At 74.6% G+C, this 2847-nt stretch carries 1 protein-coding gene; it reads right to left on the bottom strand.

Going from position 1 to position 2847, the window contains the following annotated elements; genetic code table 11:
- Window positions 1-2847: polyketide synthase dehydratase domain-containing protein (locus FH715_RS27970; protein ID WP_139650310.1), on the bottom strand; the 2847-nt coding region annotated here is incomplete at both ends.

Here is a 2847-nt window from a genome sequence, read left to right as displayed (position 1 = left end):
CGCACCCTCCGCACCCAAACCACGCCGACTCACCAACACCACATGCCGCACCCCACACACCGACACCAAATGCCGCGCCACCAAACCACCCAACACCCCCGTACCACCCGTCACCAACACCGTGCCGTCGGGATCGAGGGCCCTCGGCATGGTCAGGACGACCTTGCCGACGTGCCGGGCCTGGCTCAGGTACCGGAACGCCGCCCGCGCCTCGCGAACGTCCCACGTGGTCACCGGCAGCGGCTTCAGCACGCCCTGTTCGATCAGCGCCACGACCTCGCCCAACATCCGGTGGATCAGGTCCGGGTCGGCCCGCATCAGGTCGAACGCCTCGTACTCCACGCCCGGGTGCTCGGCGGCGACCCTCTCCGGATCGCGGATGTCGGTCTTGCCCATCTCCATGAACCGGCCACCGCGCGGCAGGAGTCGGGCCGAGGCGTCCATGAACTCGCCGGCCAGCGAGTTCAGTACGACGTCCACGCCGGCACCGCCGGTGGCTTCCAGGAACCGCTCCTCGAACTCCAGCGTCCGGGATGACGCGATCCGGTCGTCGCCGATGCCCTGCGCGCGCACAGCCGGCCACTTCGGCGGGCTGGCCGTGGCGTACACCTCGGCGCCGAGGTGCCGGGCCAGTTGCACAGCGGCCATGCCCACGCCGCCGGCGGCGGCGTGCACCAGCACGGACTCCCCGGCCTTCAGATCGGCCAGCTCCACCAGTCCGTACCAGGCGGTGAGGAACACCACGGGCGCGGACGCCGCCTGCTCGAACGACCAGCCGGCCGGCACCCGTACCACCAGCCGGTGGTCCGCGACGGCCACCGGGCCGAACGACTGCGGGACGAACCCCATGACCCGGTCGCCGACCGCGAGGTCGGTCACGGCCGAGCCCACCTCGACCACGACGCCGGCGGCCTCGCCACCGGCGAATTTCTGGTGGGGAATCAGACCGAGCGCGAGCAGCACATCGCGGAAGTTGAGGCCGGCGGCGCGGACGGCGATCCGGACCTGTCCGGGCTCCAGTGGTCCCTCCGCGTCCGGGTTGGGGATCAGCGTCAGGCCGTCGAGCGTTCCGCTGCCCGTCACGTCCAGCCGCCACGCCCCCTCGGCGGGGGGCGTCAGCGTCTCCCGGCCCGAGCGGGTCAGGCGCGGGGTGTGCACGGTGCCGGCGCGGACCGCTACCTGGGGCTCACCGCACTCGACCGCCGCCGGCACCAGGTCGGCGGCGCCGGGGGCGTCGTCGAGGTCGACCAGCACGATGCGGTCGGGGTGCTCGGTCTGCGCGGAGCGCACCATGCCCCACACGCCGGCCCGCACCAGGTCGCGCACCGGCTCGCCGTCCACGACAGCCACGGCTCCCCGAGTGACCACGACCAGCCGCGACGAGGCGAACCGCGCGTCGGCCAGCCACCGTTGGAGCGACTCCAGCAGCCGCGTCACCGCGACGCGAACGCCGTCGGCGGTCACCTCCTCGGGCTCGTCGGCGGCGCACGGCAGCACCACGATGTCGGGCGCCGCGCCGTCGCCCACTCCGGCCAGGTCGGGCCAGGCGGCGACCGCCAGTCCGGCCCGTTCCAGCGCCGGCCCCAGGCCGAGTGGGTCGGTGCCCACCACCGACCACCGACCGGAGGCGGGCCCGGCGACGACCGCCAGCGGCATCCAGTGCAGCCGCAGCAGCGAGTCGCGGTCCCCGCTGCGTATCTGCTCCAACTGGTCCGGCGTGACGGGCGGCACGACCAGCGAGTCGGCCTGGACCACCGGGTTACCCGCGCCGTCGGAGACGCTGACCGACACCGCGTCGGCGCCGGCCGCGGCCAGCTTCACCCTCACATGCGTCGCTCCGGTGGCGACGAGCGTCAGCCCGGCCCAGGCGAACGGCAGCCGCACCTGCCCGGCGGTGTCGAAGAACTCCCCGAGCCCGAGGGCGTGCAGGGTGGCGTCGAGCAGGGCGGGGTGGATGCCGAAGAGTTCGGCCTGTTCGCGCGCCTGCTCCGGCAGGGCCACCTCGGCGAACACCTGGCCGCCGCGCCGCCAGGCGGCTCGCAGGCCCTGGAAGGTGGGGCCGTAGCCGTAGCCGGCCTCGGCCATGCCCGAGTAGAAGCCCTCCAGGTCGACGGGCTCCGCGCCGGCCGGCGGCCACGCGCTCAACTCCGGGTCCGCCTGGGGCGTCGTCTCGGCGACGGAGAGGATGCCGCTGACGTGCTGCACCCACTCCCCCGCCTCGGCCCCGGCCTCGTCGCCGCGGGAGTGGATGGTCAGCGGCCGGCGGCCGTTGTCGTCCGGCGTCCCGACGCGGACCTGGACCGCGATCCCGCCCCGCTCGGGCAGGACCAGCGGGACCTCGAAGGTCAGCTCGTCGATCCGGTCGCAGCCCACCTCGTCGCCGGCCCGGACGGCGAGTTCCACGAAGCCGGTGCCGGGCAGCAGGACCGTTCCGGCCACGGCGTGGTCGGCCAGCCACGGCAACGCCTGCACCGACAGCCGGCCGGTCAGGACCACCGACCCGTCGGCGCTCTCCACCGCGGCGGCGAGCAGCGGGTGATGCACCGCCGTCTGCCCCAGCTGCGCCGGGTCTCCCGCGTTGCCGGCGGCCGGCGCCAGCCAGTAGCGCTCGTGCTGGAAGGCGTAGGTGGGCAGTTCCACCCGGCGGGCGGGGGTGCCGTCGAACAGCTTCCGCCAGTCCACGGGCACGCCGTGGACGAACGCCTCGGCCAGGGCGGTGACGAACCGCTCCGGGCCGCCCTCGTCGCGCCGCAGGGTGCCGACGGTCGCCGCGCGAGCCCCGGCCGCGTCGATGGTCTCCTGCACCCCGACCGCCAGCACCGGATGCGGGCTGGCCTCGACGAACAC

Origin of the sequence: Streptomyces sedi (assembly GCF_006335015.1) — a bacterium.
Lineage (GTDB): Bacteria > Actinomycetota > Actinomycetes > Streptomycetales > Streptomycetaceae > Streptomyces > Streptomyces sedi.
This window is presented reverse-complemented; position numbering and strand designations above follow the sequence as displayed.